The sequence below is a fragment of the Microbacterium sp. genome (assembly GCF_047607465.1).
GTDB lineage: Bacteria > Actinomycetota > Actinomycetes > Actinomycetales > Microbacteriaceae > Microbacterium.
In genome coordinates this window covers 89,745-105,757 of the sequence record NZ_JASGCY010000092.1, presented here as the reverse complement: position 1 = coordinate 105,757, position 16,013 = coordinate 89,745, and the positions used below count along the sequence as shown (strand labels likewise).

Annotated in this window: 15 protein-coding genes; 9 read left to right on the top strand and 6 right to left on the bottom strand. The window is 70.5% G+C overall.

Features of this window, described 5'->3' with window-relative positions:
• Positions 1 to 4: 4 nt before the first annotated feature.
• Positions 5 to 889, bottom strand: a complete 885-nt coding sequence (locus QM568_RS13700) for a glycosyltransferase (RefSeq protein WP_415139730.1) — start codon at positions 887 to 889, stop codon at positions 5 to 7.
• Positions 890 to 937: 48 nt separating this feature from the next.
• Here QM568_RS13700 and glf point away from each other — a divergent pair, with 48 nt between their 5' ends.
• The 4 genes from glf to QM568_RS13680 all read left to right on the top strand — a co-directional run bounded on the left by glf (position 938) and on the right by QM568_RS13680 (position 4,661).
• A complete protein-coding gene (gene glf / locus QM568_RS13695; RefSeq protein WP_415139729.1) occupies positions 938 to 2,074 on the top strand; it encodes a UDP-galactopyranose mutase in 1,137 nt (378 codons plus the stop codon).
• A 10-nt stretch (positions 2,075 to 2,084) separates the two neighbouring features.
• A complete protein-coding gene (locus QM568_RS13690; RefSeq protein WP_415139728.1) occupies positions 2,085 to 2,903 on the top strand; it encodes an ABC transporter permease in 819 nt (272 codons plus the stop codon).
• The gene (locus QM568_RS13685) at positions 2,903 to 3,637 is read left to right on the top strand and encodes an ABC transporter ATP-binding protein (RefSeq protein WP_415139727.1); all 735 of its coding nucleotides are present in this window, start codon (positions 2,903 to 2,905) and stop codon (positions 3,635 to 3,637) included. The genes QM568_RS13690 and QM568_RS13685 overlap by 1 nt, the downstream gene beginning before the upstream one ends.
• Positions 3,638 to 3,716: 79 nt before the next feature.
• Entirely contained in the window at positions 3,717 to 4,661 is a 945-nt protein-coding gene (locus tag QM568_RS13680) for a hypothetical protein (protein ID WP_415139726.1), read from the top strand.
• Positions 4,662 to 4,704: 43 nt separating this feature from the next.
• On the opposite strand, the gene QM568_RS13675 is transcribed toward QM568_RS13680, so the two are convergent.
• The 4 genes from QM568_RS13675 to QM568_RS13660 all read right to left on the bottom strand — a co-directional run bounded on the left by QM568_RS13675 (position 4,705) and on the right by QM568_RS13660 (position 9,075).
• A complete protein-coding gene (locus tag QM568_RS13675) occupies positions 4,705 to 5,322 on the bottom strand; it encodes a hypothetical protein (protein ID WP_415139725.1) in 618 nt (205 codons plus the stop codon).
• On the bottom strand, positions 5,319 to 6,275 hold the full coding sequence (locus QM568_RS13670) for a glycosyltransferase family 2 protein (RefSeq protein ID WP_415139724.1): 957 nt from the start codon (positions 6,273 to 6,275) through the stop codon (positions 5,319 to 5,321). Before QM568_RS13670 ends, QM568_RS13675 begins: the two co-directional genes overlap by 4 nt.
• Before the next feature lie 89 nt (positions 6,276 to 6,364).
• The gene (locus QM568_RS13665) at positions 6,365 to 7,654 is read right to left on the bottom strand and encodes an O-antigen ligase family protein (protein ID WP_415139723.1); all 1,290 of its coding nucleotides are present in this window, start codon (positions 7,652 to 7,654) and stop codon (positions 6,365 to 6,367) included.
• Between the two features lie 5 nt (positions 7,655 to 7,659).
• A complete protein-coding gene (locus QM568_RS13660) occupies positions 7,660 to 9,075 on the bottom strand; it encodes an O-antigen ligase family protein (protein WP_415139722.1) in 1,416 nt (471 codons plus the stop codon).
• 57 nt (positions 9,076 to 9,132) lie between these two features.
• Between QM568_RS13660 and manA the strand changes: the two genes are divergently transcribed.
• The 4 genes from manA (at position 9,133) to QM568_RS13640 (ending at position 15,280) form a co-directional block, all read left to right on the top strand.
• Positions 9,133 to 10,251 carry a mannose-6-phosphate isomerase, class I gene (manA, locus tag QM568_RS13655; RefSeq protein WP_415139721.1) on the top strand — a complete coding sequence of 373 codons (1,119 nt, stop codon included), beginning with the start codon at positions 9,133 to 9,135 and terminating at the stop codon, positions 10,249 to 10,251.
• 294 nt (positions 10,252 to 10,545) lie between these two features.
• Positions 10,546 to 10,863, top strand: coding sequence for a WhiB family transcriptional regulator (locus QM568_RS13650; protein WP_415139720.1), 318 nt, complete (start codon positions 10,546 to 10,548; stop codon positions 10,861 to 10,863).
• Positions 10,864 to 10,928: 65 nt separating this feature from the next.
• The gene (locus tag QM568_RS13645) at positions 10,929 to 13,901 is read left to right on the top strand and encodes a glycosyltransferase family 2 protein (RefSeq protein WP_415139719.1); all 2,973 of its coding nucleotides are present in this window, start codon (positions 10,929 to 10,931) and stop codon (positions 13,899 to 13,901) included.
• On the top strand, positions 13,898 to 15,280 hold the full coding sequence (locus QM568_RS13640; protein ID WP_415139718.1) for a DUF5719 family protein: 1,383 nt from the start codon (positions 13,898 to 13,900) through the stop codon (positions 15,278 to 15,280). The genes QM568_RS13645 and QM568_RS13640 overlap by 4 nt, the downstream gene beginning before the upstream one ends.
• On the opposite strand, the gene QM568_RS13635 is transcribed toward QM568_RS13640, so the two are convergent.
• A complete protein-coding gene (locus QM568_RS13635) occupies positions 15,277 to 15,702 on the bottom strand; it encodes a hypothetical protein (RefSeq protein WP_415139717.1) in 426 nt (141 codons plus the stop codon). The genes QM568_RS13640 and QM568_RS13635 overlap by 4 nt on opposite strands.
• 62 nt (positions 15,703 to 15,764) lie before the next feature.
• Here QM568_RS13635 and QM568_RS13630 point away from each other — a divergent pair, with 62 nt between their 5' ends.
• A complete protein-coding gene (locus QM568_RS13630) occupies positions 15,765 to 15,971 on the top strand; it encodes a DUF3499 family protein (protein WP_415139716.1) in 207 nt (68 codons plus the stop codon).
• Positions 15,972 to 16,013: the final 42 nt, after the last annotated feature.

Genomic DNA, 16,013 nt, shown 5'->3' with positions numbered 1-16,013 from the left:
GTCATCAGCGCAGAATGCTCCGCCAGAGCGCGCGCCGACCATCGAGCGTGCCGTGGCGCAGCACATGAGGGGATTCCGCGAGAGCGTGCAGGCGGCCGATGAGGCGCCAGCGCGCCGCGCGCTCGGTCGAACGCCAACCGAGGGCTTTCGCCCGCGCGGCGATCTCGCCGTGGAAGCGGCGGTCGTCGTTGAAGCGGCGGCCGTCGAGGAGGGACTGCTGCGAGGCGCTCGCCGTGTGCCGACGATAGTCGAAGACGACATCGGGCACCGCGACGAGGACGCCGCCGTCGAACACGATATCGAGCAGGATCGCGAGGTCGAGGGCGATGGGCAGGTCATCGCGGAAGTCGTGCGCCTTGACGGTGTCGGTGCGCAGGATCAGCGAAGGCCAGTACAGCCAGTCGCCGGTCACCAGGCTCGTCGCCAACTGCTCGCCGTGCAGGCGCACGGCACCCGCGCGCGTGTCCGGTGCCAGCATCCGCTTGACCCGGTCGGCCAGGGGGAGCACCGGGTCGTCGTGCTCGTCGATCACTCGCACACCGGGCTGGATGATGTCGGCGTCCGGGTGCGCGGCGATGGCCCGGTGCGCCACCGCGACGAAATCGGGATGCAGCAGATCGTCGCTGCCCAGCACGACGACATGATCGGCTTCGGCGAGCCGGATGCTCGTGCGGAAGTTCTCGATGATCCCGACGTTGCGCTCGTTGCGCACGTAGCTGATCCGCTCGTCGTCCAGCCCGGCAAACCACGCAGGCACCGCCTCATCCGGATAGGCGTCGTCGATCACCCGCAGCCGCCAGTCGCGGTCGGTCTGCGCCTGCACGGAGGCCACGGTCTGGAACAGCATCCGGGGATCGCCCCAGAACGGCAACGAGATGTCGATGGTCATCGCCTCCAGCATACGAAGCGCTCGGCCGTGCGCCGATACGATGAGGGAATGGATCTTCTGGTCGTCGGCTCGGGTTTCTTCGGCCTCACCATCGCTGAGCGCGCTGCGGATGCCGGCCGTAAGGTGACCGTCATCGATCGCCGTTCCCACATCGGCGGGAACGCCTACAGTGAGGCGGAGCCGGAGACGGGGATCGAGGTGCACCGCTACGGGGCGCACCTGTTCCACACGTCGAACGCGACGGTGTGGGAGTACGTGAACCGGTTCACGAGCTTCACGAACTATGTGCACAGGGTGTACACGACCCATAACGGAACGGTGTTCCCGATGCCGGTGAACCTGGGCACGATCAACCAGTTCTTCCAAGCGGCGTACACGCCGGATCAGGCGCGGGCGCTGGTGCGGGAGCAGGCGGGCGAGTTCGATGCGAAGACGGCTGCGAACTTCGAGGAGAAGGGGATCGCCCTGGTCGGGCGGCCGCTGTTCGAGGCCTTCTTCCGGGACTACACGGCGAAGCAGTGGCAGACCGATCCGCAGAAGCTGTCCGGCGACATCATCAGCCGGCTGCCGGTGCGGTACACGTACGACAACCGGTACTTCAACGACACGTGGGAGGGCCTTCCCACCGATGGGTACACGGCGTGGCTGGAGCGGATGGCGGATCATCCGAACATCGAGGTGAAGCTGGGGGTCGACTACTTCGACGAGTCGCAGCCGCTGAGCAAGAAGGCCACGGTCGGACAGCTCCCGGTGGTGTACACGGGTCCGGTCGACCGGTACTTCGACTACGCCGAGGGGGCGTTGGGCTGGCGGACCCTGGACTTCGAGCAGGAGGTGCTGCCGGTGGCGGACTTCCAGGGCACGAGCGTGATGAACTACCCGGACATGGACGTCCCGTACACGCGGATCCACGAGTTCAAGCACTTCCACCCGGAGCGCAAGGACGTGTACGAGGCCGAGAAGACGGTCATCATGCGGGAGTTCTCGCGGTTCGCGACGCGGGAGGACGAGCCGTACTACCCCGTGAACACCCCCGCCGACCGCGACGGGCTGCTCGCGTACCGCGAGCTCGCGAAGGGAGAGCGCGACGTGCACTTCGGCGGACGCCTCGGCACCTACCAGTACCTCGACATGCACATGGCCATCGGCTCGGCGTTGTCCATGTGGAACAACACCCTCTCGTAGACTCGACACCGTGAGTCGTGCCGCCGTCGGAGCGCCGGGGACCCCCCGGCGTTATCTGCATTCGCTATGGCTGTTGTCCGGCCGCGACCTCAAGGTGCGCTACGCCACGAGCATGCTCGGCTATCTGTGGTCGGTGCTCGACCCGCTGGTGATGAGCGCGATCTACTGGTTCGTCTTCACGCAGATCTTCCACCGCGACGTCGGCGAGGAGCCGTACATCGTGTTCCTCATCTGCGCGCTGCTGCCGTGGGTGTGGTTCAACGTCTCGGTCTCCGATTTCACGCGGGCGTTCAAGAAGGACGCGCGGCTCGTGCGGTCCGCGGCCATCCCGCGGTCGATCTGGGTGAACCGGATCGTGCTGAGCAAGGGTGCGGAGTACCTGTGTTCTTTGCCGGTGCTTGCGATCTTCGTCATCGTCAGCATGATCCTCTCGGCGGATTCGTCCGACGGCGTGCACGTCGGCTGGGGGCTGCTGTGGATGCCGGTGGCGATCATCCTGCAGACGATCCTGCTCGTGGGTCTCGGGCTGCTCATCGCGCCGCTGTGCGTGCTGTACGTGGATCTCGAGCGCACCACGGCGCTGATCCTGCGCGCGATGTTCTACGCGACGCCGATCATCTACGACATCCGCGATCTCCCAGGCATCTTCCAGACGCTGGGAGCATTCAACCCGCTCGCCGGCATCTTCATGCTCTACCGGATGCCGTTCTTCCCGGAGCAGTGGAACCCCTTCACCCTCGTCATCGGCGTGCTGGTGACCCTGGCGATCTTCGGGCTCGGCGTCTGGGTGTTCCGGCGACTCGAGCGCACGATCCTCAAGGAGCTGTGATGGGTGCGGCGATCGAGGTGCGCGGACTCGGCGTCCGTTTCCGGCGGAACCGGCGCGGTCGGCGCACCTTCAAGGACCTCTTCGCCGGATCCCGGCGCCGTTCGCGACCAGACGAGTTCTGGGCGCTGCGCGATGTCTCGTTCACCGTGCTTCCCGGCGAGTCGATCGGGGTCGTCGGCCGCAACGGCCAGGGCAAGTCGACGCTGCTGCGGCTCGTCGCCGGCGTGCTGCTGGCCGATGAGGGCACCGTCGACGTCAACGGCGGCGTGGCGCCGCTCATTGAGATCACCGGCGGCTTCGTCGGCGACCTCACTGTGCGCGAGAACGTGAAGCTCACCGCGGGTCTGCACGGCATGTCGCGCGAGGAGATCGCCCGGCGCTACGACACGATCATCGCGTTCGCGGAGCTCTCAGGCTTCGAGGACACCCCTTACAAGCATCTCTCCAACGGCATGAAGGTGCGTCTGGCGTTCTCGGTGGTCTCGCAGCTCGACGAGCCGATCCTGCTCGTCGACGAGGTGCTCGCCGTCGGAGACAAGGCGTTCCGCGAGAAGTGCTACGCGCGCATCGACGAACTGCTCGCGGAGGGGCGCACGCTCTTCTTCGTCAGCCACAACGAGCGCGACCTCCGGCGCTTCTGCACCCGCGGGCTCTATCTCGACAAGGGCGCTCTGGTGCTCGATGCGCCCATTGCCGAGGTGCTCGACCGCTACAACGCCGACTACAACGCCTGATCCCGGATCGCGTGCAACGATTCCTGCGCAGCCGACACATATCCGGTGAGGGGCGTCCGCCCCGATGGAGGGAGTCGTCATGGTCGCTAGAGGGGGCAACCGCCGGGTGCGCGAGGGAGCGGTTGTCGCACTGACCGCAGCGATGCTGCTCACGGGGTGCGCGAGTGGGCGCATCGACGCCGCGAGCGGCGATCCGGCGGCGAGCGCGGCAACGGCCCCCGTCGAGGACGAGCTCCTCACCACGGGGAATCCCACCACGGTGATCACGCGCGACGGCGAGACGCAGCTCTGTCTTGGTAGCGTGCTCGAATCATTGCCTCCACGGTGCGGAGGGGGAGTGCTGCTCGACGGCTGGGACTGGCAGGAGCACGAGGGGGCGTACGAGCAGTCCCAGGGCGTCTTCTGGGGAGACTTCACCGTCACCGGGGTGTACGACGCCGCGGCGAACGCGCTGACCGTGACAGCGGCAACGCCGCGCACCGAGACCGTGGCTCCCGGTGATGACGCGGAGGGGCCGATCCTTCCGTCGCGCTGCCCCGCGCCGGAGGGCGGATGGCGCATCCTCGACGAGGCGAAGGCGAACCAGGTGGCGCTGCAGACGACGGGCGATATCGCAGCGGCGCTGGACGGGTATGCGACGAGTTTCATCGACCGGTCGCTGATCCCGCCGCCCGAGGGGAGCGATGGCCTCGAAGAGCATGGCCTGCGCACTGCAGGGCTCTCGATCCTCAACGTGGGGGTGCGCGGCGACATCGCTGCCGCCGAGGAGGTGCTGCGGCAGACGTGGGGAGGTGCGCTGTGCGTCTTCGAGGTCGAGTACACTCAGGCGGAGCTCGACGCGCGCGTGGCGGAGCTCACCGACTCCGGCATCCGCTGGCTGACCGCCCATGCGGACGGGCTGACGGGCATCGTGTCGCTGGGCGTCGTGTACGACGGTGACGGCGCGCTGCAGCGCGAGGTCGATGCGCGCTACGGCCCCGGGGCCGTGCGCATCTCCTCCTCCCTCGAGAAGGCGGCGCCGTAGGGCGCGGGGAAACCCGTCGTGCCGTTCTCCGGGTGAGCCGCGGTCAGAGCCCGACCAGCGCGTTCAGCGCCGCCAGCGACGCGCGGGCGTCGGCGAGGGGGCCCGCCGGGTCAGCCGCATGCTCGATCGCCGAGCGCAGATCGGCCAGGCGCTGGCTGTACAGCAGCACGCCGTCGCTCCACTGCTGGTGGATCGAGGAGGGGGGCTGAGCATCGGAGAGGCGCTGGGCATCGTCCTGCAGGGTGTCGAGCACGGTGACGGCGTCGGTGCCGGTCAAGGCGGCGACCATGTCGAGGCCGCGGCCGGCGTCGCTGAGCCAGCCGCCGACCCGGCCGGCGAACTCCGCGACGGAGGGATCGACGACAGGGGGCGCGGTCGGCGCCGGAGTGTCCGTCGGCGTCGGGGTCGGCGTGGGAGTCGGTGTCGGGGTGGGCGTCGCCGTGCGGGTCGGCGTCGCCGAAGGGGAGACGGATGCCGACGGCGAGGGCGTCGGGTCGACGCCGCCTCCCCGTGGGATCAGGAAGAAGAGCAGGACGCCGGCGATCAGCAGCACGGCGATGACGAGGCCGATCACCAGCCACACGCGCCCCGTGCGCTTTGGCCTCGGGGGGATCGGAGCCCAGCGCAGCTCGGGCTGGGGGCCGTCGTTCACCGTCATCATGCCTCCAGCGCAGCCATCGGCTGCCAGGAGCGGTCGCGGCCGATCCTGCCGCCCTCCTTGAGGCCGCGGAACAGGTTGCTCGTTCCCCGCACCGTGCGCTCGACGAAGAACAGGCGGATGATCTCCTTCGCGAAGGTCATCGCCGTGCCCAGGCCGAACAGCACGGGGTTGTAGTTGTCGTGGACGCGGTAGTACTGCTTGATATATGCCCGGTTGCGCATGATGTAGAAGCGGTAGGCGTTGCTCGAGGCGTTCATGTGACGGATTCCCATGTCCCACTGCTTGATCTCACGCGTGCGCCGAAGCACGAATTCGTTCACGATCACGGCGGTCGTGAGCCGGGAGGCGAGCCAGCCGTACATCTGGTCGTCCCAGTAGATGAAGAACCGCGGGTCCGGCAGCCCGATCTGCTGCACGATCGAGCGGTGGATGAACATGCCCTCGAAGCATCCGCTGTTCATCTCCTTGAACCCGGACTCGTCGAAACCGGAGGGGGCGAACGGGATCGGGATGCCCATGCGCTCGGCGATGCGGTACTGCCAGTAGAACTCGCTGCCGTCGTAGTCGTAGCGGCGGCCCTGGATGCTCTTGAACCGAGGGGCCCACTTGCCCATCTTGGCGAGACCGTCGGGGACGACCTCGACGTCGTCGTCCATCATCCAGATCCACTCGCTGCCGAGTTCGTACGCGGTGCGCATGCCCTCGCTGAACCCGCCGGAGCCGCCGGTATTGGTCTCGAGCCGGCGGTAGACGATCTCGGTGCCCAGACGAGGGCGGAACGACTCGACCACCTCGGTGGTGTCGTCGGAGGAGGCGTTGTCGATGATCACGACGTGGCCGGGCTTCGGATCCATCGCGACGATGCTCTCCAGCAGGCCGGTGAGAAGGTGCGAACGATTGAAGGTGACGATGACGATCGTCGCGGATGCCGGGTCGAAGGGGACGTTGGTCACGAGTGGGATCTCCGGAAGCGTTCGGCCCGCAGGACGCCGCGAGCTACGACCAGCCTACCCGGCGCACCCGTGGAATCCGCCGAGCGCGCTCACGGCTCGGTGCGCAGCGTAGGGACGAATCCGGTCTGGGCGGCGTCGATGTTCTCGCGCCACGACCGGGACTGCCCGGCGCGCAGCGCGCACAGCACGAGCAGGAACCACCCTGGCCCGACGAGGGCGAAGCTCTCGAACATCGACTCCACCGCGAGGGTGACGAGCATGAGCGGCGTCCACGCGTACACGACCGAACGGCGCACGCTCGCGACCAGCCAGGAGCGCACGGCCGCGATGCCGCCCAGGAGCAGGATCAGCACCAGCCCCGCGGCTCCCAGCTGCAGCAACGTGTCGAAGTATGCGTTCAGCGCGCTGCGATGGCTGTCGCTGAGCAGGAAGTTGATGTAGGTGAACGGGTACTCGCCCGCGGCCCACGAGCCGAACCAGCCCCACCCCGTCAGCGGCCGGATCGCCACGATGTCGAGGATCGTGTTCCACAGGTCCGCGCGGATCGAGAAGTCGGAGCCGGCGTCCATGAGGGCGATGATGCGGTGGCGCAGCAGGAGCGCTGTCGCCAGCGCGATCGTCACCAGCACCCCGAGCGCCCACTGCACGGCGACCCTGCGGTGCGCAGGGGTGTGGCGCACGATCGTCAGGGCGAGGGTGACGACGCCGACGACGAAGGCGAGCACGAGCACGGTCGGCGAGGCCGACAGGACCGCGAGCATGCCGGCCAGGGCGATGGAGGGGACGGCGATCCGGGCCTCGAGGGACTGCGATCGCCACTCGATCGCGAACGTGATGATGGCGACGACGGCGACGAAGCCGAGCATGTTGCGGCTGCCGAAGATCCCCTGGATCGGTCCGCCGAGGGCGAGGTCGCCCTCGATGCCGAGGAAGGCGAAGGGCACGTCCAGCAGCACCCCCGACATGATCTCCAGCCCCAGCGAGATCAGCAGCAGCACCCGCAGGGTGTCTCCGAGCGCGCGCACCGTCTGCAGGGTGTCGCGCAGATGCCCGACGGCGACGGCGAGGAAGGCGTAGCCGAACAGGAGGAGCCAGCCCGAGAGCGTGTCGCCCTTGTCGGTGGTCCAGACCAGGCTGATCAGCGCCCACACCATGAAGAAGAGCAGCGACGTCGGCGCGATCCGCAGCAGCGACAGCTCTGCGCGACGAACCCACAGGATCGCGGCGCCCAGCACGCACAGCACGGTGACGATGGTGCCGAGGGTGACCGGCGACGTCATGCGCGCGATCGCCAGCGAGGAGAACACCGACGCCAGCACCGCGATCGTGAAGGCGCGCGCCATTTCCGCGGAGTTCAGCAGCTCGTCGATGCGGCTCATCGCCGTCACGGCACCCGCCGACGGGGCTCGCCGTGCTCGATCACCCGTTCCACCTCGCCGACGCCCATCAGCGGCGTCGTCTTCAGCTTGAAGGAGAGCAGGATCAGCAGCATCCACCCCCACAGCATGATCGGGGTCGACTCCGACAGGCCCTGCACCAGCAGGACGACGGTGAGCAGGGCCGGCACGAGGGTGAGCGGCGAGTAGGCGCGGTCGGCGGCGAGATCCCATCGCGGCCGGTCGACGGCGAAGAACCACGCCCGCCACAGCAGGCTGAGGTAGGCGATCGCCACCAGTGCGGCACCGAGCACGCCGAGCTGCATGAGCGCGTCGAGCCACATGTTGTGCGCGTGGAAGACGGTGATGCCGTGATCCTCGATCCAGCCGGCGAAGGCCGGGTCATCGGGCAGCCAGGGGGAGGAGAAGCCGTTGCCGACGAGCGGATGCTGCTGCCAGCGCGCGATGACCTCCGACCAGATCGTGCCGGTGCGGCCGGTCAGGTCGCTGCTGCGCCCGAGCAGGCCCAGCAGCGGCTCGCGCAGCATCCACACGACGAGCACGGCGGCGGCGGTCCCGACGAGGGCCACGGCATACACCCGCGTGCGTCCCCCTGGCGTGCGCTGGCGGCGCATGACCAGGGCGACGACGACGACGATCACGGCCGCGCCGGCGCAGGCGAGCGCGGTCATCGAGCCCGCGCGCACGAAGAGGTACGCGGCCAGCACGGTCCACATCACGAGCATCGGGCGCCGTCGGGAGCGCGCGGCGAACAGCGCGACGAAGACGATCACCGCGAAGAGGCTGAGGAGTCCGAGGAGATTCGCGTTGCCGACGATGCCCTGGAGGCGCCCGCCGTCGAAGAGGTTGTCGCGCACCCAGTACCACTGCGGGTCGATCCGCCCCGGCGGCAGGTCGACGAAGTTGGGCAGCAGCGGGCCGTGCAGCACGAGCGACACCCACAGCTCGAGCGCGAGGGAGAGGCCGATGACCCATTTGAACGCCGACGACAGCGCGCGGATGATCTCCCGCCACGTGAGCACGTGGGCGATGAAGAGGCCCGTGGCGGTGACGGTGGCCAGCAGCAGCCAGGTCAGCAGGGTCGCACCGCGCCACTGCGACCAGGCGACCGAGACGAGCGCGAGCGCGGCATAGCCGAGTGCCGCCCACGGCAGACGCCGCCAGGCGAAGCGCTGCGGATGCTGCCGGGCGATCATCGGGACGGCGATGGCGGCCGTGGCCAGCAGGAACGCCACGATGACGACGGCCGCGCCGATCTCGCCGATCAGGTTGAACACCGCGGCGTGCGCGAAGGTCACCACGAGCACGAGGATGACGTAACCGCGCAGCAGCAGATGCCCCGTCGACTCGCGCTCTGGCGCGGTGGGCGGGGCGGAGACCGGATGCTTGGTGTACTGCGCCATCGGGTTCAGGCTACCGCGCCGGGCTGTGCTCGCGCCCGCGGTCATAGGCTGTGAGGCATGCTGCTGCGCCTGTCGAACGTGCCCCGTGACTACGCCTGGGGATCGCACCGCCTCCTCGCCGATCTGGAGGGGCGCGCCGCATCGAGCGCGCCCGAGGCCGAGGTCTGGTTCGGGGACCATCCGGGCGACCCCGCTGACGTCGCCGGAGGCGGCACGCTCGACGCGGTCACCGGGGGAGGGCTGCCCTATCTGCTCAAGCTCCTCGCCGCCGCCTCGCCGCTGTCGATCCAGGTGCATCCGACGATCGCGCAGGCGCGCGCGGGGTGGGAGCGCGAGGCGGCACTGGCGATGGACGACCCGGAGCGCAACTATCGCGACGACAACCACAAGCCCGAGCTCATCGTCGCACTCAGCGACCGGTTCGAGGCGCTGAGCGGACTGCGTCCGGTCGCCGACACGCTGCGGCTGCTGGAGGAGCTGGGGCCGGCGGGCGCGCCGCTGCGCGCACGGCTGACGGCCGAGGGCGACGTCCTCGGCGACACGATCGGCTGGCTCCTCACCGGCGGGGCGCAGGACGACGTGGACGCGCTGATCGCCGCGGTGCGTGCCGCTGCGGCATCCGTCGAGGGGGAATGGGCCCAGACGCTGCGCGCGGTCTCCGGTATCGCCGAGGCGTACCCCGCGGACCCTGGCGTCGCGGTGGCGCTGCTCATGAACCACGTCGTGCTGCGGCGCGGCGAGGGCGTGTTCCTGCGCGCCGGCCTCCTGCATGCCTATCTGTCGGGTCTCGGCGTCGAGATCATGGCCGCCAGCGACAACGTCCTGCGCGGCGGGCTCACGTCCAAGCGCATCGACGTCGCCGAGCTGCTGTCGGTGCTCGACACGACGCCCACCCCGGTGCGGGTTCTGCACGCCGACGCCGCTGGCGCGTATCCCGTCGACGTGCCCGATTTCGCACTGCGGCGCATCGAGCTCTCCGGGGCTCCGGTCGAGGTCGCCGTCACCGGTCCCGCGATGGTGCTGGCGACCGTCGGCGAGGTCGCTGTGAGCGCGGCGCATGCCGCCGCCATCCCCGTCGCCGTCGGCACCGCGGTCTTCGCCTCGGAGGACGAATCGTCGCTCACGCTCACGCTCACGGGATCCGGAGAGGTCTTCATCGCCGAACCCGGACGGTGAGGGCCGGCATCCGCTCCGGTCGGGCTGCTCCGGTGTGCCGTCTGCATGCCCGGATCCGTCCCGCATGCCGAGCCGGCCGATCCCGGCATGCGGACGGGATCTCGACATGCGGACGGGTCGTCAGGTCGGAGGAAGGACCGACGGAGGATCGCGCGACACGCCGGGGGATCGTCAAGAACCTTCAAGACCATATTGAGGGTTTACTATCCGCGACTTGACCGCAGCGAATCACACGGGTGTAATTAGTGGTGCATCCACCCGCCGGGGGGCGGAGAAGCAGGTTGGAGGATTGAGATGACGGGTTACCGCTCCGATGTGCCCGAGAACTGGTTCGTCGATCCAATCAACCTCGGTGTGCCGGGAGTGCGCAGAGCCGACTCCGACGACGACAACGCTCTCGCCTGGCAGAGCGATGCGCTGTGCGCGCAGACCGATCCCGAGGCGTTCTTCCCCGAGAAGGGCGGATCGACCCGTGACGCCAAGCGCATCTGCACCTCGTGCGACGTGCGCGGCGAGTGCCTGGAGTACGCGCTGCAGAACGACGAGCGCTTCGGCATCTGGGGCGGCCTGTCCGAGCGCGAGCGACGCAAACTCAAGCGCCGCGCGAGCTGAGCCTTTCGGGCGCGCCGAGCCCGATGCCCCCGCCGACTCTCTCGCGCGCTTAGGCTGACCACGCCATGCCAGCCCGAGTTCATGCCATCATCGTCGCGCGCCCCGGATCCGACGCGCGCTCGCAGCTGCTGCGCACGCTCGACGCCGTGCGGTCTCAGACCATCCCGCCCAACGCCGTCACGCTCGTGATGTGCGGCGACGCCACGACGGTGCGCGAGAGCGAAGCGGTCGCCGGCGTCGTGGAGGGGATCATCGAGGCCCGTCCTGGGACGTCGTTCGCCGATGCGGTGGAGCTCGCCCGGCCCCGCGTGGCCGCTGGCAGCGCCCTCTGGCTGCTCGCCCACGACTCGGTGGCGCACCCCAGGGCTCTGGAGCGGCTCGTCGGCAGTCTCGAGCGTGCGCCGTCGGCGGCGATCATCGCGCCCAAACTGGTGCGCCTCGACAACGATCGCGAGATCGTCTCGCTGGGCGTGAGCATGACTTCGCTCGGACGCTCGGTCGAGCTGGCCGCCGGCGAGCTCGACCAGGGGCAGCACGACGGCCAGGACGAGGCGTTGGGCGCCGATGTCCGCGGCCTGCTGATCCGCGGCGAGGTGCGCGACCACCTTCGGCCCGACCCCGCGCTCGCCGGCGCCGATGAGGGCCTGGATCTCGGGGTGCGCGCGCGTCTCGGCGGCGGACGCGTCGTGCTGACGCCCTCCGCACGGGTCGCCGCCTCCGACGACGGCCCGGCGGCTCTGCCGGCTGGCCGCTCGCGGCGGGCATACGTGACCCGCGTGGCGCAACTGCACCGGCGCCTGTCGTATGCGCCGGCGGTCGCGGTGCCGCTGCACTGGCTGACGCTGCTCCCGCTGGCGCTCTGGCGCTCGATCACCCACCTCATCGCCAAGAGGCCGGAGGCGGTCGCCCCGGAGTGGGGGGCGGCGCTGACCGCCATGTTCCGCCTCGGCGCGATCGGGCGCTCTCGTCGCCGCATCCGCGCCTTCCGCACGCAGAGCTGGTCGAGCGTGGCCGCGCTCCGGGTCAGGCGGGCAGAGCTGCGCCGCCGCCTCGACGACGGGCACGGCAGCGAAGGAGGACGCCACAACGAGCTGCACTTCTTCTCCGGCGGCGGCGCCTGGGCGGTTCTCGCAGCGCTCGTCGCGAGCATCGCGCTGTTCACCGCACTGCTCGCCTGGCCGGCACTCGGCGGGGGCGGCCTGCTGCCGTTGCGCGAGACGGTCGTCGCGCTCTGGTCGGATGCCGCGTGGGGCGTGCGCGGGCTCGGGGTCGACGTGGTCGGCCCCGCCGACCCCTTCGCCGCCGTGGTCGCGGTGCTCGGCTCGCTGTGGCCGGCCGGGCCATCGTTCTCGATGGTGCTGCTATGGATCCTCGCCCTGCCGCTGGCCGTGCTGGGCGGCTGGTTCGCCGCGACGCGGATCACGGACCGTTCCGGCCTGCGCATCGCCGCCGGCGTCATCTGGGCCTGCGCTCCGCCGTTCGCGACCGCTCTCGTCGACGGACGTCCCACCGGCGTGCTCGTGCACCTGCTGCTGCCCTGGCTCTTCCACACCGCCGTGGTCGCGCACCGCTCATGGGGCGCCGCGGGAGCGGCATCCGTCGTCTTCGCCGCGGTCGCGGCCTGCGCGCCCTCGCTGCTTCCCGCCCTGCTGCTGCTCTGGCTGATCGCCCTGGCTATCGCGCTGGGAGGACGGCGCGTGCGGGGTTCTGTGCGTCTGCTGTGGCTCCCGGTGCCGGCTGCCGCATTGTTCGCGCCGCTGATCGTGTGGCAGCAGGTCCACGGCAGTCTGCTCGCCGTGCTCGCCGACCCCGGTCTCATCTGGGCGGGGCCGCAGGCAGGAGCGGACGCTGCCGGCCGGCTGGCGCTCGCGACGGGGTTCCCGACCGAGGACTTCGGCGGCTGGGTCGGCATCGCAGGCTCTCCGACCGGGAGCTGGGCGGGGGTGCTGTTCGCCCCGCTCGCACTGCTCGCGCTGCTGTCGGCACTCGCGCCGCGCTGGCGTGCGGGCGTGACGATGCTCGTCGTCGCGGTGACCGGATTCGCCACCGCCTTCGCCGCCGTCGGCATCAGCGTCTCGTCGGCCCAGGGGTCTCCCGTCGCCATCTGGCCCGGAGCGGGGCTGAGTCTCGCGTGGATCGGCGTGACGGCGGCGGCGCTCGTGGCCCTCGAGACCATGCTCACCCACGAGCGCGTCCGCGCGCTGAGCGCGACGGTCGCGACCCTCGCGGTCGTCGTCGCTGCCGCCCCGGCGCTGGGAGCCTTCCAGTTCGCCGGCGAGCGCGTGCTCACCGACGGGCCGACGTCCACGCTGCCGGCGTTCGTGGCGGCTCAAGCAGGCGATGACCGGTCGGTTGGCACGCTGGTGCTCACCGCGCAGGACGACGGCGGTCTCGCCGCCGACGTCGTGTGGGGCGCCAGCGACACCCTCGGCGCGCAGACGACCATGCTGTCCACAGCGACCGAGGTGCAGGGCGTCGACATCGCCCCGCTCGCCGTCGATCTCCTCTCCACGCGCGAGTTCGACGCCGCAGGCGCCCTCGCCGCCCACGGCATCAGCTTCGTCCTGGTCGCCAGCACCCCCGGAGCCGGCGACCGCGCGGTCGCGTTGAGCACCGAGGCGGTGGCCGCGATGAACCAGCGCGACGGTTTCGCCGCGGCCGGGACGACCGGCCGGGGGGAGCTGTGGAGCGTGCGCGCCGACGCCGATGAGCGCCCAGGACTCAGCGCGGGCGAGCAGGCGACGGCCCGCACGGTGACGACGGTGCAGCTCGTGCTCGTGCTCGCCGCGCTCCTGCTCGCCGTCCCCACCAGGGCATCGCGCCGCGCCGCCCGCTCCAGGTCCCGGGTCGTTGGACGGGCTCCGGAGGAGCCGATCGTGCTGCCGAAGCACGTGGAGGACGACGATGCGCTCGCGCAGCACGCCGAGGCCGCGCAGGATGCGCTGGATGCGGAAGACGCCCGGTCCGCGCAGCACGCCGAGGCTCTGGGAGCCGGCGCGCTCCCCCGAACCGGAGCACCGCAGGAGGAGCAGCGATGAGCGCGAACCGTGCCGTCAGGGTCGCGGCGACCGGAGCCAGGCTCGTCACCGGAGCCGTCGTCGCCGTGGCGTGTGCGGCGGGCGTCGTGGTGGGCGTGAGCGCGCCCTGGCCCGCGGTCGTCGCCGCGCCCGCTCGCACCGAGGTCGCCCCGCAGGCCGGCGACACGGTCGTGGTGTGCACCGGCGATCTGCGGGCGCTGGGGCGCGACGCATCCGATCCGCTCGCCATGCAGTCCGCCGCCGACGCCGCGTTGACCGCCGGGTCATCCGACGGGGACTACGAGACGAGCGCTTTGGAGGTGGAGGATCTCCCGGGCGCCGGTGAGGTGCGCAGGCTCACCGCCACCGCCGACGAATCCGGTACGGCGCTGATCGGAGCAGCGGAATCCGTCACCGCCCACGAGGACGACCTCGCCGGTTTCGCGGCCGCCCCGTGCCGTGCCCCAGCGAGCAGCTCGTGGATCCTCGGGGGCACCGTGGCGACGGGTGCGGAGGACCTGATCGTGCTGTCGAACCCCGGTGCCGTCCCCTCGACCGTCACGCTGACCGTCTACGGCACCGTGCGGGCCGCGAGCACCACGATCGTGGCCGCGGGCACGCAGCTCGCCGTGCCGCTGTCGTCGATCGCCAGCGGGTCCGACGTCCCCGTGGTCGAGGTCTCCGCCGAGGGATCGCCCGTGCGCGCCGTGCTGCAGTCCTCGCTGACGCAGACGCTGGATCCGGTGGGCATCGACCTGCAGGACGCCATCGCGGCACCGCAGCGCAACCCGGTCGTCGCCGGCGTGAGCGTCTACCCGGACGAGAGCGACGACGCGGCCGCGGCGATCCTGAGGCTGATGTCGCCCGGTCACGACACCACGGCCCGCGTGAGCGTCCGCGCCGTCGGGTCATCGACTGTGGAGAGCTCGTTCGACGTCGAGCTCGCAGCCGACATGCCGGCGCAGGTCGGGTTGTCGAGCCTCGATCCCGGGGATTACACGGTCTCCGTCGAGGCGGATGCCGCGCTGCTGGCCGGCGTCCGGATGCAGGACGGCGTCGCCCCGGGAAGCGACTTCGCCTGGGCGATGCCAGCGCCCGAGGTGGCCGACGACCTGCTCTTCGCCGTTCCCGCAGGCCCCGCGGCGCGGCTGTTCCTCGTCAACGACGGCGACGTCGACGCGCAGGTCGAGCTGACGCCGCAGCGGGGCGGGGGAGCATCGTCGATCGTCGTGGAGGCGGGGTCGTCGACCTCCGTCGATGTGGATGCGCGCACGGTGTACGCCCTGACCACGTCGGCGGCGGTGCGGGCCTCCGTCGCGATGACGGCGAAGGGCGCCCTCGCCTTCTGGCCGCTCTGGCCCGCCGCCGGTGCGCAGGGCGCCATCACCGTCTACCCCTAGTGGTCGTGGCCGAGGTCCCAGGGCTCGCGGCCGACGTACTCGGCCGCGGCGCGGAAGACCGCGCCCTCGATCGCCATGCGCCGATGAGCGGCGTCGTCGTGCCCAGGTGGCAGCAGCCGCTCGATCGGCAGCCGGAACAGCACGATGCGCCGATGCTCGCGGTCGATGTACCACCGCGGCACCTCGCCGTCGACCTCGCGCAGCGGCATCGCCCCGATCTCGAAGCGCACCTCCTCGAGCTCGCTCCAGCTGCCGCGGAGGAACTCCACCGCTGTGCCGACGACGAGGTCGAACCGGTCGATGCGTCCGTCCAGCGGGGCGAGCGGCGGGCGCACGACCTCGCTGCGGCCGAGCCGGCCGTGCCTGCCATGCCGGGCGCCACGGCGTACGGGAGCAGGGCGTGCGGCGCGGCGACGGGGCATGTGCAGAAGTCTACGGCGCGGCATCCGCTCTTCCTGCAGGCGTCGGCCATAGCCTGGCCTGGATGGAATCCAGACTCTGCTCGAAGGTCGGCTGCGCGCGCGAAGCGGTGGCGACGCTCACCTACGACTACGGCGATCAGATGGCGGCGCTCGGCCCACTCGGCCTCGCCGGCGACCCGACGGCGCACGACCTGTGCGGGCCGCATGCCGACCGTCTCTCGGTCCCGTCGGGGTGGCTGGTGGTTCGCCACGAGGCACTGCGGGCCTGACGGCGACACGCCTGAGGCGCGCTCTATACCCAGAAAGCATTT